11 protein-coding genes and 1 pseudogene are annotated in these 15,624 nt (G+C 32.7%); 10 read left to right on the forward strand and 2 right to left on the reverse strand.

From position 1 onward, the window contains the following. The 3 genes and pseudogenes from ACNQGG_RS10550 to ACNQGG_RS10560 all read left to right on the forward strand — a co-directional run. A pseudogene (locus ACNQGG_RS10550) lies at window positions 1-261 on the forward strand (hypothetical protein); the annotation flags it as partial. A gap of 122 nt (window positions 262-383) precedes the next feature. Next, window positions 384-2,345 (forward strand): KUP/HAK/KT family potassium transporter, encoded by a 1,962-nt coding sequence (locus tag ACNQGG_RS10555; RefSeq protein ID WP_417963768.1) that lies wholly within the window; start codon window positions 384-386, stop codon window positions 2,343-2,345. A gap of 141 nt (window positions 2,346-2,486) precedes the next feature. After that, window positions 2,487-3,743: an RsmB/NOP family class I SAM-dependent RNA methyltransferase gene (locus tag ACNQGG_RS10560; protein ID WP_417963770.1), complete on the forward strand. Its 1,257-nt coding sequence runs from the start codon at window positions 2,487-2,489 to the stop codon at window positions 3,741-3,743. Window positions 3,744-3,869: 126 nt separating this feature from the next. Here ACNQGG_RS10560 and rho read toward each other — a convergent pair whose 3' ends face one another. Continuing rightward, window positions 3,870-5,690: a transcription termination factor Rho gene (gene rho, locus ACNQGG_RS10565; RefSeq protein WP_417963772.1), complete on the reverse strand. Its 1,821-nt coding sequence runs from the start codon at window positions 5,688-5,690 to the stop codon at window positions 3,870-3,872. Window positions 5,691-5,871: 181 nt separating this feature from the next. Here rho and ACNQGG_RS10570 point away from each other — a divergent pair, with 181 nt between their 5' ends. The 3 genes from ACNQGG_RS10570 to ACNQGG_RS10580 all read left to right on the forward strand — a co-directional run bounded on the left by ACNQGG_RS10570 (window position 5,872) and on the right by ACNQGG_RS10580 (window position 8,801). Next, window positions 5,872-6,285, forward strand: a complete 414-nt coding sequence (locus tag ACNQGG_RS10570) for a DUF4293 domain-containing protein (protein WP_417963774.1) — start codon at window positions 5,872-5,874, stop codon at window positions 6,283-6,285. Between the two features lie 134 nt (window positions 6,286-6,419). Beyond that, window positions 6,420-7,082 carry a response regulator gene (locus ACNQGG_RS10575; RefSeq protein WP_417963776.1) on the forward strand — a complete coding sequence of 221 codons (663 nt, stop codon included), beginning with the start codon at window positions 6,420-6,422 and terminating at the stop codon, window positions 7,080-7,082. Between the two features lie 24 nt (window positions 7,083-7,106). After that, window positions 7,107-8,801, forward strand: a complete 1,695-nt coding sequence (locus ACNQGG_RS10580) for a tetratricopeptide repeat-containing sensor histidine kinase (RefSeq protein WP_417963778.1) — start codon at window positions 7,107-7,109, stop codon at window positions 8,799-8,801. 3 nt (window positions 8,802-8,804) lie between these two features. Here ACNQGG_RS10580 and ACNQGG_RS10585 read toward each other — a convergent pair whose 3' ends face one another. Continuing rightward, on the reverse strand, window positions 8,805-9,302 hold the full coding sequence (locus ACNQGG_RS10585; RefSeq protein ID WP_417963780.1) for a metallophosphoesterase family protein: 498 nt from the start codon (window positions 9,300-9,302) through the stop codon (window positions 8,805-8,807). 372 nt (window positions 9,303-9,674) lie between these two features. Between ACNQGG_RS10585 and truA the strand changes: the two genes are divergently transcribed. The 4 genes from truA (at window position 9,675) to ACNQGG_RS10605 (ending at window position 15,384) form a co-directional block, all read left to right on the forward strand. Continuing rightward, window positions 9,675-10,415, forward strand: coding sequence for a tRNA pseudouridine(38-40) synthase TruA (gene truA, locus ACNQGG_RS10590; RefSeq protein ID WP_417963782.1), 741 nt, complete (start codon window positions 9,675-9,677; stop codon window positions 10,413-10,415). A gap of 107 nt (window positions 10,416-10,522) precedes the next feature. Further along, entirely contained in the window at window positions 10,523-12,277 is a 1,755-nt protein-coding gene (locus ACNQGG_RS10595; RefSeq protein WP_417963784.1) for an ABC transporter ATP-binding protein, read from the forward strand. Between the two features lie 565 nt (window positions 12,278-12,842). Next, the gene (gene lpdA, locus ACNQGG_RS10600) at window positions 12,843-14,231 is read left to right on the forward strand and encodes a dihydrolipoyl dehydrogenase (RefSeq protein ID WP_417963786.1); all 1,389 of its coding nucleotides are present in this window, start codon (window positions 12,843-12,845) and stop codon (window positions 14,229-14,231) included. Between the two features lie 367 nt (window positions 14,232-14,598). Then, entirely contained in the window at window positions 14,599-15,384 is a 786-nt protein-coding gene (locus ACNQGG_RS10605) for a hypothetical protein (RefSeq protein ID WP_417963788.1), read from the forward strand. Window positions 15,385-15,624: the final 240 nt, after the last annotated feature.

Genomic DNA, 15,624 nt, shown 5'->3' on the forward strand with positions numbered 1-15,624 from the left:
CCACAAAGAGCGCAGCAACAAAGGGATTATTCGCAAAACAGAGGTAATTCAGCTGGAGAAGCTGCTCCACAAAGAGCGCAGCAACAAAGGGATTATTCGCAAAACAGAGGTAATTCAGCTGGGCAAGCAGCTCCACAAAGAGCGCAGCAACAAAGGGATTATTCGCAAAACAGAGGTAATTCAGCTGGCCAAGCAGCTCCACAGAGAGCGGAGCAACAAAGAGGAAATTCTTCATCAAGAAACGATAACAGAAAGTCTTAAAACACACTCTAAAATAAAAAAGCACGGTTATAACAACCGTGCTTTTTTTTATCATTTTATTAAATAAACAGCTCTAATATATTTAAAAAGAGTAAATTTGACGAGTTTTTTAAAAATATTACATGAGCGCATCGCACAAAGACCTGCATACTAAATTAACATTAGGCGGGTTATTAGTTTCATTAGGAATAATTTACGGTGATATTGGAACTTCACCTTTATATGTAATGAAAGCCATACTTGGTGATCATATTATTAATGCAGATGTCGTTTTAGGAGGCATATCCGCTGTATTTTGGACACTTACCCTTCAAACCACTATAAAATATGTGCTGATAACCTTAAGTGCTGATAATCATGGCGAAGGTGGGATTTTTGCTTTATATGCCTTAGTCAAAAAAACAAAAATTCAGTGGTTAATAGTCCCAGCAATTATTGGCGGAAGTGCCTTACTCGCTGATGGAATCATAACCCCACCCATATCTGTATCTTCAGCTGTTGAAGGAATCAGAACCTATTACCCTAATATAAATACTATCCCAATAGTAATAGGAATACTATTTGTGTTGTTTGCAATTCAACAATTTGGAACCAAATTAGTCGGTAAATTTTTTGCACCAATGATGCTTGTTTGGTTTGGTATGCTTGCCGTTTTAGGCTCTATACAAATCGCACAACATACCGAGGTTTTCAAAGCTCTGAATCCATACTATGCCTATCATTTATTATCTATTCATCCTGAAGGTTTTTTTGTTTTAGGTTTTGTATTTCTTTGTACAACTGGTGCTGAAGCATTATATTCAGACATGGGTCACTGTGGCCGAAAAAACATTAGAATTAGCTGGATTTTTGTAAAAATAGCTCTGGTCCTTAATTACTTTGGACAAGCGGCTTATTTGATACATCACGAAGGAGAAACATTACAAAGTCTAGGAGGAAAAAATGGAAATCCATTTTATCTTATAATGCCAGACTGGTTTCAACCTATAGGAATTATTATTGCAACCCTTGCGGCAGTAATTGCTTCACAAGCATTGATTAGCGGTTCATTTACATTAATAAATGAAGCCATGCGATTGAACTTTTGGCCTAAAGTAAAAATAAAATATCCTACTGAATTAAAGGGACAATTATATATTCCATCTATAAACTGGTTGTTGTTTTTTGGATGTGTAGGAATTGTATTACACTTTGAAGAATCGAGTAATATGGAGCATGCTTATGGATTAGCTATTATTTTATGCATGATAATGACGACAGTTTTGCTTAATTTTTATTTGATAATGAAAAGAGTAAAATTATATTTTATAATGCCGTTAATTACCATTTATCTAATTATTGAATTTAGCTTTTTAGCAGCCAATATTACAAAATTTTCAGAAGGTGGCTATGTGACCCTTTTTATAGCAATACTTTTAATATCTGTAATGACTATTTGGTATTTAGCTAAGAAAATCAACAAGAGCTACACCAAAATTGTTAAGATTGAAGATTACAAAAAAGTTCTTGTTGAATTAAGTGCCGATTTATCGATACCAAAATATGCAACCCATTTAGTTTACATGACTAATGCAGGCAGAATTGATGAAATAGAAGAAAAAGTAATGTATTCTATTTTACAAAAAAGACCTAAAAGAGCTGATATTTATTGGTTTGTACACGTAAACATACTAACAGAACCTTATAAAACAGAATATAAAGTAACTGAAATTGTCAAAGATGATTTGTATCGTGTTGACTTTAATCTTGGTTTTAGAGAACCAACAAAAATAAACTTGATGTTTAAAGAAGTAATTAAAGACATGGTACAAAAAGGAGAAGTAGATATTACCAGCAGATATGAATCCTTGAATAAAAATAATATTATAGGTGATTTCAAATTTGTATTATCTGAAAAGTTCCTTTCTAATGACAGTGATTTAATTTGGCATGAAAAAATAATCATGAATTCGTATTTCTTTATTAAAAAATTAAGTTTATCAGAAGAAAGAGCCTTTGGTTTGGATAGTAGCTCCGTTAAAATAGAAAAATTCCCAATGGTGCTTCATGCTCCTGAGAATATTGGTTTAACAAGAGTTAAATAAGAATTTTTAAACCTAATAATTTATAAAAACACTGTAACTAAAACAGTGTTTTTTTATGTCAAAAAATTAAAAAATAACATTCATTATTAAAAATATAACATTCGGTCAATTAGTAGTACCTTTGCACCTCAATTATTTAAAATGAGATTACACAGAAATTTAGTTTATACTACTATCGATGCTTTGAACGCCATATTTAATGAAGGCGAATATGCTGATAAAGTGGTAGCAAGATCCCTAAAAAAAGACAAACGTTGGGGAAGCTCTGACAGAAAGTTTGTTGCCGAAACCATCTACGAAATCGTACGTTGGAAAAGATTATACGCAGAAATAGCCGAAGTAAAAGAACCATTTGACAGAGATAATCTTTGGAGAATGTTCTCTGTATGGGCGGTTTTAAGAGGCTATCCTATTCCTGATTGGCGCCAGCTGGAAGGAACTCCGGAACGAAAAATAAAAGGACGTTTTGACGAACTTTCAAAAGTAAGAGCCTTAAAAGAATCTATTCCGGACTGGATGGATGAATTAGGCGTTAATGAATTAGGTGAAAAAGTTTGGGCAACTGAAATTACAGCTCAAAACCAACCTGCTAAAGTAATTCTACGAGTAAACACACTTAAGACAACCAGAGAAGCGCTACGTGCTATTTTAATGGATTTAAACATTGAGACAGAAACGTTGAAAAATCAACCTGATGCTTTAGTCCTAAAAGAAAGAGCTAATGTTTTCTTAACAGATGCATTCAAACAAGGTTTCTTTGAAGTTCAGGATGCCAACTCCCAATTAGTGGCTGCTTTCCTTGATGTAAAACCAGGAATGCGTGTCGTTGACACTTGTGCTGGCGCTGGTGGAAAAACATTACACATTGCTTCTTTAATGGAAAACAAAGGACAGTTGATCGCTATGGATTTGTATGAAAGCAAATTGAAGCAATTAAAAATCAGAGCCAAAAGAGACGGAGCCTTCAATATTGAATACCGCATCATTGACTCTACAAAAATCATCAAAAAATTACACGAAAAAGCAGACCGTGTTTTAATTGACGCACCATGTAGCGGTTTAGGAGTACTGAAAAGAAATCCGGATGCTAAATGGAAATTAAAACCGGAATTTATTGATAACATCCGTAAAGTACAATCAGAAGTTTTAGAAAGTTATTCTAAAATTGTAAAACCTGGTGGAAAATTAGTTTACGCTACTTGTTCTATATTACCATCCGAAAATCAAGAGCAAATTGCTCGTTTCTTAACTACTGACATTGGTAAACAATTCAACTTTATTAAAGACCAAAAAATCTTGGCTTCAGAGTCAGGTTTTGACGGATTCTATATGGCTTTGTTAGAACGTAAAGAAAACTCCGAACAGAAAGAAAAAAGAGTACAAAAAGAAATAGAATAGATTTTAGTCTCTATAATTCACAAAAAAGTCCTCGAAAATCGAGGACTTTTTTTATATCATTATTTTTTCAGCTCAATCTTTTTTCCAATTTTAAACCTTAAACTAAAAAAACTCTACAATTTTTAATTAATCATTCATTGAGATTAAAAACTCTTCATTATTCTTCGTTTTCTTGAAACGATCATTAATGAAATCCATCGCTTCCACTGGATTCATATCCGAAAGGTATTTTCTCATAATCCACATTCTTTGCAATGTTTTTTGATCCAATAACATATCGTCACGTCTTGTACTTGAAGAAGTCAAATCGATAGCCGGGAAAATACGTTTGTTAGCAATTTTTCTATCTAATTGCAATTCCATATTACCAGTTCCTTTAAATTCTTCGAAAATAACTTCGTCCATTTTCGAACCAGTTTCAGTCAATGCAGTAGCGATAATACTTAATGAACCACCATTTTCTACATTACGGGCAGCTCCAAAGAAACGTTTTGGTTTTTGCAATGCATTTGCATCCACACCACCACTTAATACTTTACCTGAAGCAGGCTGAACTGTATTATATGCTCTGGCTAAACGCGTAATGGAATCCAATAGAATCACTACATCGTGACCACATTCTACCAATCGTTTAGCTTTTTCAAGAACGATATTGGCAATTTTCACATGCTCTTGTGGTTCTCTGTCAAAAGTAGAAGCGATTACCTCCCCACGCACACTACGCTGCATATCGGTAACCTCTTCCGGACGTTCATCAATCAATAAAACGATTAAATACACTTCAGGATGATTTGCCGCTATTGCATTGGCAATTTCTTTAAGCAACATCGTTTTACCCGTTTTGGGTTGCGCAACAATCATTCCACGTTGTCCTTTTCCTATCGGTGAAAACAAATCGATAATTCGTGTTGAAATAGTGCTTTGCTTTTCGGCTAATTTAAATTTTTCTGAAGGAAAAACAGGCGTTAAATGTTCGAATGAAACTCTATCACGAACTACTTGAGGATCGTGTCCGTTTATTTTTAAAACGCGTACTAATGGGAAAAATTTCTCTCCTTCTTTTGGTGGACGAACGACCCCTTTTACAGTATCCCCGGTTTTAAGACCGAATAATCTGATTTGAGAAGTTGATAAATAAATATCATCTGGCGAAGCTAAATAATTATAATCTGAAGAACGCAAGAAACCATATCCATCCGGCATCATTTCTAGAACACCTTCACTTTCAATAATTCCATCAAATTCAAAATCGGAAGCAGCGAAATTACTTTTTTTATTTTTAAAATTTGGATTTGGATTCCCGTTTCCATTACCGTTTCCATTACCGTTTCCATTACCGTTTTGATTTGGGTTTTGATTTGGATTCTGATTTGGATTCTGCTTATGTAATTGATTTGGATTTATCTTTTTTACCGGTGCAGCAGGAACTTCTATTTTATCTTCAGTATCTACATCTGTAACCTCTACATTCTCTTTGGTTGCTTCTTTTATTTCTTCCTTATCCTTTTTTAAAGCAATTTTCTTTTCGTAGGCTGTTTTATTAAATTTAATAATTTTGCCTACTTTTTTTCCCCCGTCTTCCTGTTGTTTGGCAATTGGAGCAACATCCTCTTTTCTTGGTACTGGTTCAACTGAAGGAAGATTTTCTTCAACTGGAGTACTTATTTCTGTTGCAGTTTCTTCCTCAAAAAGAGTATTTTTAACCGCTTTTTGTATCGCTACTTTTTTAACAGGAACAATTCGCGCTCTTTTTGGTTTATCGTCTTCAACATTACTTTCCTTTTTAGTGTCTAATGATGAATCAACATTAGAAGCCACTTGATACTCTAAAATCTGACTTATTAAAGTATCTTTTTTTACACCGTTAAACTTTATGGTTTTAGCTGATTTAGCTATTTCTTGAAGCTCAGATAGCTTCATTTCTTTTAATGCAGAAATATCAAACATGAATGTTCTATGAGTTTAATTATTTTGGAAAATTGTAAAGATAGGTAGTAAACTTTTTTATTTTGAATCAACCGCAGTATGAAGTGCTTACGGTATTATGATGCAATAATACGAATAAAATTTTATCATACAATAGCATTTTTAAAAAAGAAAATATATTTTTGTAGAACAAATTCAAACCATGATACAAAGAATTCAAACCATTTATTTATTTCTTGCTTTTGCAGTGACAGGAATTTTACCATTTTTCATTCCATTATGGACAATGAACAATGGTACCGATTATTTGTTCATGCATGATCAAGTCTATGTAATTTTATTTGGTTTAAGCACAACGCTCACTTTATTGAGTATTGTATCGTATAAAAAAAGACAAAATCAATTTGTTATTGGCAGATTGAACATAATATTAAATTTAATTTTATTAGGATTGTTTGTATATCGTTCACTAAACTTATCTGGAGAAACACTAGCTGTTTCAGAGAAAGGTATTGGGATGTTTCTACCTGTAGTTGCTATCGTATTATTAGTCTTAGCTAATAAGGCCATCAAAAAGGATGAAGATCTTGTAAAATCTGTGGATAGATTGAGGTAAACCTATAAACTTAATTTATTAGTGCGAAGAAAACCCGAATGTAACAGTTCGGGTTTTTTTGTTCTTATAAATACTAAAAATCTTACTAAATAATCCATTATATTTTTATAAATTTGAAACGTAGTAATTTCATTATGAAAACAAAAATTAGAATTCATTTAGCAGACGACCATCAAATACTTATTGACGGAATCAGTACTTTATTGCAAACCATCCCTAATTATGAAGTAGTGGGATTTTCTCTAAATGGAACCACTATTTATGATGACGTTACAAAAAACAAATCTGACATTCTTGTTTTAGACATAAATATGCCAGAAAAAGATGGAATTGAGGTTATTAAAGAGTTTGCTGAAAAAGGTTTTCCTTGTAAAGTCATTATTCTTTCCAGTTATGACGATCTAAAACTGATAAAAGAAATCATGAAGCTAGGTGCGAGCGGTTATTTAACCAAACAATGTGCCGGTGAAAATATTGTTGAAGCTATTGAAGCAATTTCGAGAGGAGAAGAATATTTTTGCCAACCGGTTCGAGAAAAAATATTTAATTCTTTAACAAAGAGCAATCCAAAACTAAACAAAAACGAGTTGAATACTAATTCTCTTTTAACAGGACGTGAATTGGAAATTATCACTTTGATTTCACTGGAATATAGTGGTAAGGAAATTAGCGAGCAATTGTTTATCAGCGTCAATACCGTTGAAACACATCGTAAAAACATTATGAAAAAACTGGACGCAAAAAACACAATCAGCTTAGTCAAATATGCACTTAAAAACAATTTGATAAAATCATAAACTAAGCAGTTAAAGTACTTTTTTATGTCTCTATTTCGAATTAATATAGTGCTTTTTTTGCTGCTGGCTTTTTTTAGCGCTCCTTCTTTTGCACAAGAAAAAACACTTTCCAAAAAAGAAATTACCCTATTATCAAAAGAAGCTAATAAATGCATGAAAAAGGGGGATTTTGAAAAATCTCTGGTTAAAGCTCGAATCGCTTTACATTATGCCATCGCGATAAAAGATGACAATCTTATAGCCTCTACTTACAATACGATTGCTGCAAATTTTGATGAATTAGCTGAATTTGACAAGGCCTTTTTCTACTACAACAAAGGCTTACTTTATGCAAAAAAAACTAATAATAATCAATTAAAAAATTGGCTCTATAACAATTTAGGAAACATCTATTGTTTCGATAAAAAACAGTATCAGAAAGGAATCGTTTGTTATAAAAAATCATTAGAATACAGTAAAAAAACAAATGATTTCAGCCAAATTGTCTTTACAAAACTCAATATAACTTGGGCTTATTTTGACATTGGCAATTTTAACGAGGGCTATCCCTATTTAGAATACATCAATAAACACCATAGAAAACACGGTGATGAATCTACATTAGTGGCATTAAATATGCTTAACGGCATGTATTATAGCTATAAAAACGACACTAAAAAAGCCAACTTATTTTTTCAAAATGCCATAAAACTTGGAAATGCGGGAGATGAAAAGTCAGATTTATCCTTTTCACACCAAGAATATTCTAAATATTTATTAAAAAATGGTCAATTTCAAAAAGCGTACGAAAACCTTGCACTTTACAACACCATTACAGCTGAACTTCATACCGAAGAAAAACTCAAAAAAATCAATGTTGCAGGGATTAATCTTGAAATAGACGAGTACAAAAGAGAGATTGACAAAATAGAAACCAAATATAAAACGAAACAGGAATTACTACTGGAAACACAATCTAAAAATAAAAAAATAAGCATTATCGTGATTTCATTATTACTTCTAATCATTATTCTTTTTTATATTTTATTCCAAAATACAAAACTAAAACAGAACAATAAACTGAAAGATTTACAAAGTAAAATCCAGGAAAACATAATCAACGCATCCATAAACGGGCAGGAATTAGAAAGGAAAAAAATCGCTTCCTTTTTACACGATAACATCAGCGCTTTGCTGTCATCGGCAGGATTGCATTTAAATGTTTTTACTTCGCAAAATCAATCTCCTCCTCAAGAGATACTAAAGACTAAAGCTATTTTAGTGGAAGCGCATGATAAAGTTCGTGATTTGTCACATGAATTGATGCCTACACTTTTAGCTCGTTTTGGTTTATTTTATGCACTGGAAGACTTATGTGAAAAAAACTCAAACTCTGTAATTGAATTTAAATATTCTAGTCAGGTAGCCACAAGAACGCGTTATAATGAGGAATTTGAAATGAAAATTTATTTCATTGTCAGTGAATTATTGAATAATATAACCAAACACAGTAAGGCAAGCACGGCAAAAATTACTATTCAGGAAAACAATAAATCACTCCAAATCCATGTATACGACAATGGAAAAGGGTTTAATACCGCACATTTTCATAGCTTAGAAGGTTTTGGACTCAATCAGATTCAGGCGAGAATAAACAATTTAAAAGGTAGCATTTCTATCGATTCCAAACAAAATCATGGAACATCAATTTATATTGTTGTTCCAGTTGTAGAAAAATAATTGTTATCCTTTTTTTTCCATTTCAATAATTTCCAATTCCTTGATTTTATCGCCATCAATCACAAAACGCAACATCGTGCGCACCTGATGAAAACCACTTTTTCCAGCCGCCCCAGGATTCATATGCAAAAGATTATGCTTTTTATCAAATATTACTTTTAGAATGTGGGAATGCCCGCAAATAAATAATTTTGGAGGATTTACATCCATCTCCGCTTTAATATTGGGATTATATTTCCCCGGATAACCGCCAATATGGGTAATCCAAACATCTACTCCCTCACACATAAAACGGTTGTGCAACGGGAATTCCAATCGGGCTTTGGCATCATCAATATTGCCATAAACACAACGCAAAGGTTTTAGTTTTTTTATGGTATCGGTCACGGTCAAATCCCCAATATCACCCGCATGCCAGACTTCATCCGCCTGAGCGACGTATTTTAAAATGGTATCGTCAATGTGGCTGTGCGTATCAGAAAAGAGTAATATTTTTTTCAAAACAGGTTTATTAGGAGCTATTTCCAGCTATTTGCTTGTATCTTTATATCCCCGAAAAGGGGAATAAAAAGGATACCGCTTCTATCTGGGCTAGGATTTTGTGGTAAAATTAGACAATCAAATTCCAAATAAAAAATCCATTTAAAACTTAACAAACTTTTGCGCCAAAGGGAATAAAAATCATACTTTTTATTTAGAATCTGCGTAAATCTCTTAGATCCGCGTGCAAATATTGGCACGCGGATCTAAGAGATTTTATAAAATTTGATCTATTTAAATAAATTATTTTTTTAAGCGTTTGCCCTATTTACGCCATAGCGACTTCGTGACACAAAAATTAATAAGTATCTTTGTCACTTCAAAAAAAATCACTTGAGGTATTTCATAAAATTAGCATACAACGGAACCTATTATCACGGCTGGCAATACCAACCAAATGCTGCATCAGTTCAGGAAACGATGAACAAAGCGTTTTCGGTGCTATTGAATACCGAGATTAATCTTATGGGAGCCGGACGCACGGATACTGGCGTTCACGCTAAAGAAATGTACGCCCATTTTGATTTTGAAAAACCATTTGATATTCAAAATTTAGTTCACAAACTCAACTCCTACTTGCCCAAAGACATTGTCATTTATACTATTATTCCCGTTCACGACGAAGCACACACACGTTTTGACGCGACTAAAAGAACGTATGAATACCATATCAATACCTTTAAAGATGTTTTTTCGCAAGAGCAAAGTTGGTATTTCCATCAAAAATTAGATGTGGATTTAATGAACGAAGCGGCCAAATTATTGTTTAATTTTACTGATTTTCAATGTTTCTCTAAAGTAAATACGGATGTGAATACATTTGACTGCACAATTTTTGAAGCCTATTGGGAACAAGAAAATGGCACCCTTATTTTTACAATTTCAGCCAATCGTTTTTTACGAAACATGGTACGCGCTATTGTGGGAACATTAGTAAACATAGGATTGCACAAGATTACACTGGATGATTTTATTGCCATTGTAGAAAGTAAAAATCGAGATAAAGCTGGTTTTTCGGTTCCGGCGCATGGTTTGTATTTAACCAAAATAGAATACGATTACATTACGCAATAGCCCAGATAGCAGTGGAAATCCTTTTATGTTTTTCTTTAAAAACATAAAAGATTGAAACGAATAGCTGGAAATAGCTCCTGAAAACAATTAGGATAAATCCAAAAAATATGAAAGCAAAAGCATTTGATACCCGATTATTCAAACGAATATTACAATATACCAAACCGTACCAATGGCGTTTTAACGGGGTGATTATTTTTGCCATTTCGTTATCTATATTTGCGGCATTACGTCCGTATTTATTAAAGCAAACGGTTGATGGTTACCTAAAAACCCATGATCAACAAGGATTATTGATGTACGTAATCTTGATGGGAGTTGTACTGTTGATGGAAGTATTTTCGCAGTTTTACTTTGTATATTGGGCAAACTGGTTGGGTCAGGACATCGTGAAAGACATTCGAACTAAACTATTCAAACACTTGTTAAGTTTTAGAATGAAGTATTTTGATCTTGTTCCTGTGGGGCAACTCGTTACCCGTTCTGTATCTGATATTGAGGCAATTGCCCGTATTTTTAGTCAGGGATTATTCATGATTATCAGTGACTTGATGAAAATGGTTGTTGTACTTCTTTTTATGTTCTATATGAACTGGACGCTGACTTGGATTGTAATTGTGGCTATGCCAATTCTGGTTTTTTTCACCCGAATTTTCCAAAAAAAAATGCAAGTGGCTTTTGAGGAAGTGCGTACGCAAATTGCCAATATGAACTCTTTTGTTCAAGAACGTGTGACAGGAATGAAAATTGTCCAACTTTTCAACAGAGAAGACATAGAATTTGAAAAATTCAAAAGCATCAACGACAAACACAACAAAGCTTGGATAAAAACCATTCTTTACAACTCCATCTTCTTCCCTATTGCTGATATTATTTCATCATTAACATTAGGATTTATAGTGCTGTACGGTGGAATTAAAATATTAAATGGCGATCATTTTACCACTTTTGGAGATTTGTTTTCGTACACCATGTTCATCGGAATGTTGTTTAATCCATTGCGCCAAATTGCGGATAAATTCAACGAGATGCAACTCGGAATGATTGCGGCGAATCGTGTTTTTGACATTTTGGATACTCAAGACCAAATACAAGATACCGGAACGATTGAAGCGCCAATTTTCAAGGGAACTATAAAATTCGAAAATGTTCGTTTTGGTTACATTCCTGAAGAAGATGTGATTAAAGGAATTGACCTTGAAGTAAATGCTGGACAAACCATTGCGATTGTAGGTTCTACGGGAGCAGGTAAGTCAACGATTATAAATTTGTTAAACCGTTTTTACGAAATCAACAGCGGTTCTATTTATATTGACAATCACAACATAGAACACTATACTTTAAGTTCATTGCGTACGCAAATTGCTGTGGTTTTACAGGATGTTTTCCTTTTTGCCGATACTATTTTTAACAATATCACTTTGAATAATACAGCCATAAGTAGAGAACAAGTTTTGGCTGCTGCCAAAAAAATTGGCGTTCACGATTTTATTATGAGTTTACCTGATAATTATGATTTTGATGTTAAAGAACGTGGTGTTATGCTTTCGTCAGGACAGCGTCAGTTGATTGCTTTTTTGAGAGCATATGTGAGTAATCCAAGTATTTTAATTTTGGACGAAGCAACTTCATCCATAGACACCTATTCCGAAGAATTAATTCAACGTGCCACTGAAACTATCACTAAAGGCCGCACATCGATTGTAATAGCACATAGACTCGCAACTATTGTCAATGCTGATAAGATTGTGGTAATGGATAAAGGATTAATTGTGGAGCAAGGCACGCATCAGGAATTAATAAACCGCGAAAGTGGGTATTACAAGAACTTGTATGACTCTCAATTTTCAGTGGCTAATTAATTTTTTTGCCGCTAAGACACTACGTTTTTTTTGGAAATCATAACAGAATATTTAAAAAAAAAGGAATTGATTTTGTTAACCATATAAGAAGTGTAAGTTCATTTAAGCTAATCTATTGAAATCAAAACTTAAATGAACTTACACTTCTTATATGGTTTAAATTATATTTTTACTGGTTTAAAGAAAATCAGGAAAACCTTAATCAAACTTTAATTTAAACACATAGCTTAGTAAAAGCAATGATTTATATTGACAATACCATAACCCTTTTTAAAATAACGGTGTTTTTTTGAAATTTTGTTACTTTATTACTTTATTTCATTGAAATTTTCTCAAAACAGAATAAATCATTAAATTCGCCAAATCAATTAATTTAGTAAAAACGTACCTAAAATGAAATGAGCTTTTTGCAAATTCCATTTTTATAACTAAAAAAATAAATACTTAAAAAATAAATGGATATTTACGAATTCATTTTTACAAAAATTTAAATAAAAAGAAAAAAAAATGACACGAGCGTTAGCGACTGCATTTCACCAATAAAAAACAAATAAAAAACTTTGAAATGAAATACGATATTATAGTTTTAGGAAGTGGCCCAGGCGGTTATGTTACAGCCATTAGAGCATCACAATTAGGCTTTAAAGTAGCCGTGATTGAAAAAGAAAACTTAGGCGGAGTATGTTTGAACTGGGGTTGTATCCCTACAAAAGCGTTACTAAAATCAGCTCAAGTTTTTGATTATCTAAAACACGCTTCTGATTACGGATTGACTGTTTCATCATTTGACAAAGACTTCCCTGCAGTTGTACAACGCAGTCGTAGTGTTGCTGACGGAATGAGCAAAGGAGTTCAATTCTTGATGAAAAAAAATAAAATCGATGTGATTGATGGTTTTGGAAAACTAAAACCAGGAAAAAAAATTGATGTTACTGACAAAGACAATAAAGTTACTGAATACAGTGCTGACCATATCATCATTGCAACTGGAGCACGTTCTCGTGAATTGCCAAACTTACCACAAGATGGTATAAAAGTGATTGGTTACAGACAAGCAATGACTTTGCCTACACAACCTAAATCTATGATTATTGTAGGTTCTGGGGCGATTGGAGTAGAATTTGCACATTTTTACAACTCTATGGGAACTGATGTTACCATTGTAGAATTCATGCCAAATATAGTTCCCGTTGAAGACGAAGACATTTCAAAACAAATGGAGCGTTCTTTGAAAAAAGCAGGAATCAAAATCATGACTAACTCATCAGTAGAAAGAATTGATACCACTGGAGCAGGCGTTAAAGCATTTGTAAAAACAGCAAAAGGAGAAGAAGTTCTGGAAGCTGACATCTTACTTTCGGCTGTTGGAATCAAAACTAATATTGAAAACATAGGATTAGAAGAAGTTGGTATTGCTACTGACAGAGATAAAATCTTGGTAAACGCATACAACCAAACTAACATTCCTGGATATTACGCTATTGGTGATGTTACACCTGGGCAAGCATTAGCACACGTAGCTTCTGCTGAAGGAATCAACTGTGTGGAGAAAATCGCAGGACTTCACGTAGAACCTATCGATTACGGAAACGTACCGGGTTGTACGTATGCAACTCCTGAAATTGCTTCAGTAGGTTTGACTGAAAAACAAGCTAAAGAAAAAGGATACGAATTGAAAATTGGAAAATTCCCATTCTCAGCTTCAGGAAAAGCAAAAGCTGCCGGAACACCGGATGGTTTCGTAAAAGTAATTTTTGATGCCAAGTATGGCGAATGGTTGGGTTGTCACATGATTGGAGCCGGAGTTACAGATATGATTGCTGAGGCAGTTGTGGCTCGTAAACTGGAAACTACAGGACACGAAATCTTAAAATCAATTCACCCACACCCAACAATGAGTGAAGCTGTCATGGAAGCCGTTGCTGATGCTTATGGCGAAGTAATACATTTGTAAATAAACAATGCGTAGAGACGCACTGCAGTGCGTCTCTACTATATATAAATCCGATTTGTGAAAGCAAATCGGATTTTTTTTGGGTCTATCCCAGTTGGCAAATCTTACTTTTAAATCTATAAAACAACAATATTAATGTTACTATTTTCACTTCCACCCTACTAAAAAAATAAAATAAATTTAAAAAATAATTTCTTTTTTTAAGCTATAAATAAAATTACATGGCTATTAAACAATGAATTATGAAACATTTTTTAATAATTACACAACAAAAAATCCACACTTAATTATGTACTTTGAGTAGATTAACATAGTTAAAATAAACGGAATCAATTTTCTTTTTTACAATTATTTAAATGTGCGTCTTATGAAAAATATTTACCTAAATACCGGAACAATTAATGAAGTTTTTAATGAACTAAAAACCTCCTTTAATGGGGTTTTAAATTCAAATAATAACGAATTTAATTTAACCCTGAATTCCGATTTAATTAAAGGAAATATTAATGCCATACCATTTATAAATGGTATTACAGCTATTCAAGTTAACATTACCTTTTCTGATGACATAACGCTGAGTATGGAATCATTCAGTAAATCCTCTATTCTTTTTGCCTATTGTAATGAGGGATCTTTAAAACACAGCTTTGGCATATCCGGATACAAATCAACCTTAAGAAAACACTTTTCAGGAGTAGTAACCAGTACCCGAAGTGTAAATACCATACTACATTTCAAAAAGAACATCCCTGTTGCCTTTTCTCTTATAAAAGTTGAGACTGAAGACTCAGTAAATACAATAAATGATTTTATAATTTCAAAATTGAAACATACTTTTTTAAATAAACAACCAAATTTTAGCTACCAAGGCATTCAAAATTTAAAAATTGTAGAAAAATTTATTCAATTTAATACAATTACTGAACAAGGAATGATTGGACATATAATAAAAAAAGAAATAATACAATCAATAGTAACTATGGAGATTGATGACAATACTGATAATCTGATTAAAATGTCTCGTGCAATAAGACGTTTGGCTTTAAATCAAATTAATGAATTAAAAAAGATACCCCATTTTATCAGACACTATGCTGTTGAAGCAATTTATAGTAAAATTGCTACTTCAAAAAACAGAATCATTATCAAGTAACCTATAGAAATTAATTAATATTACAACTAGCTTAAGATTAGACAAATAAAAATAATTTAAATTTAATTTAAAATTTATAAATTCTTATTGTGAAAGCAAACCTTGTTTTTTTTGTGCTTTTAAAGTCTACAAAAATATTTACATTACTGAAATTATTTTAATATTTTAACAAATAAACTAATATAAATTCGTAAATTTGATTGTATTGTATATTTTTTATGTAGTAAAGTGTTAAAATTT

It is taken from the genome of Flavobacterium esculini (assembly GCF_048284325.1).
In the GTDB taxonomy this organism is placed as follows: Bacteria; Bacteroidota; Bacteroidia; order Flavobacteriales; family Flavobacteriaceae; genus Flavobacterium.